This is a genomic window from Nocardia alni (assembly GCF_019038435.1).
Classification (GTDB): domain Bacteria; phylum Actinomycetota; class Actinomycetes; order Mycobacteriales; family Mycobacteriaceae; genus Nocardia; species Nocardia alni.
This window is the reverse complement of the sequence record NZ_JAGPOX010000309.1, coordinates 1-1740: the sequence shown is the minus strand read 5'-3', so window position 1 is coordinate 1740 and position 1740 is coordinate 1. Positions and strand designations below refer to the sequence as shown.

Here is a 1740-nt window from a genome sequence, read left to right as displayed (position 1 = left end):
GCGTGGCAGGCGTTGCCGGGGGAAGACTGGGCGCGGCGGTTGGCGGAGTTGGCGGCGGTGGTTGTCGAGGGTGGGCGTGGTGTGGTGGTGATGGTTCCGGATCAGCGGGATCTGGATCGGGTGCTGGCGGCGTGTAAGGAGTTGGTGGGGGAGACGGCGGTGGGCTTGGCGGCAGGGTTGGGGCCGTCGGCGCGGTATCGGCGGTGGCTGGCGGCGTTGCGCGGGACCGCGCGGATCGTGGTGGGCACGCGCAGTGCGGTGTTCGCGCCGGTGCGGGATCTGGGGCTGATCGCGATCTGGGACGACGGCGACGACACCTTCGCCGAACCCCGCTCTCCGTATCCGCACGCGCGCGAGGTGGCGATGCTGCGAGCGCACGAGACGGGTGCGGCGTTCGTGGCGGGTGGCTTCGCGCGCACCGCTGAGGTCCAGGCCATCGTCGCCTCGGGCTGGGCGCACGACCTCCTCGCGGATCGGGCGGTGATTCGTCAGTGTGCGCCGCGTATCAGTGCCCCCGGCGACAGTGACGTTGCGCTGGAACGTGATCCGGTCGCCCGCGCGGTCCGCATCCCCGCCGTCGCCTTCACCGCTGCCCGCAAGGCTTTAGCGGCGGGGGAGTCGGTGCTCGTCCAAGTGCCGCGCAGGGGTTACGTTCCGGCTCTGTCGTGCGCGAAATGCCGTGTACCCGCACGCTGTCGACACTGCAACGGTCCCTTGGCCCTCCCGGACGATACGAGCTCGGGTCGCGCGGGCGGCGCGCGGAACGCGAAAGAAGCTGCAAGGCAACGAGAACGGCCAGCCCGTGCAGAGCGGAGCACATCGCACGGCTCAGGCGCCCGCGGCCGCCGGAACGCGCCGTCCGGAAGCGCCGAACAGAGCGAACCGAATGATTTGTTCGGGTTGAGTGAACTCGATGATCGGATCGCATCGAGTGACCGTGGTGACTCGGGTGGACCTGTCGGGTCGGGTTGGCGTGGCGACCGGGATGACGTTGCTCGGGGTGATCGGACTGTGCCGGGTGGCCGTGGTGATTCGGGTGGACCTGTCGGGTCGGGTTGGCGTGATGACCGGAATGAGGCGGCCCGGGGTGATCGGGATGTTTCGAGCGGGCGTGGTGGCCCGGGTGGGCGTGTCGGACCGGGCCGGCGCGGTGATCGAGACGATGTGGCCCCTCGGAACGTATCGAGCAAGTATGACTACTCGGATGAGTGGCAGAGGTCGGGCGGGCAGGACACCGCCGGGGAGAACGATCGGTATGCCGCGTCCGGATCAGGATGGCAGGGGGGCGAGACCTCGGCCGGTCGGCGCACCGACGCGGCTGACCGAGGGCATGGCGTGGGGGCGGATCGGTTCGGAGGACGGCGTCAGGCGTCGGCGCGTGAGGTGGGGGTTGCGTTGTCGCGCAGTGCGTCCGGGGAGGTCGCGCACAGTCCGAGCTGTCGGTGGTGCGGGAAGACCGATGCGGCGTTTCGGTGTTCGTCGTGTGGGTCACGGGCGCTGCGGGCCGTGGTGATCGGAGCGGCGCGGACCGCGGAGGAGTTGGGGCGGGCGTTTCCAGCGGTGCCGATCAGAGGTTCGGGCGGTTCGGCGGTGCTGGATTCGGTGGAGCCGGGGCCGCACACCTCGACCTCCACACCGCCGGACAGCGCGTCGGTCCACACGTCCACCCCGCGGATCCGCCGTCCCTCCAGGGCGACGTGCCCACTGAGTACCGACACCCCGACACCGAGCCCGAGCAGC

The 1740-nt window shown here is 70.6% G+C and carries 1 protein-coding gene and 1 pseudogene; one reads left to right on the top strand and one right to left on the bottom strand.

From position 1 onward, the window contains the following. Positions 1-753, top strand: a pseudogene (locus JZ791_RS45870) (primosome assembly protein PriA); the annotation flags it as partial. Positions 754-1364: 611 nt separating this feature from the next. Here the strand turns inward: JZ791_RS45870 and JZ791_RS47305 are convergent. After that, positions 1365-1740, bottom strand: a 376-nt coding sequence (locus JZ791_RS47305; RefSeq protein ID WP_216903911.1) for a hypothetical protein, incomplete at its 5' end; no start/stop codon positions are given.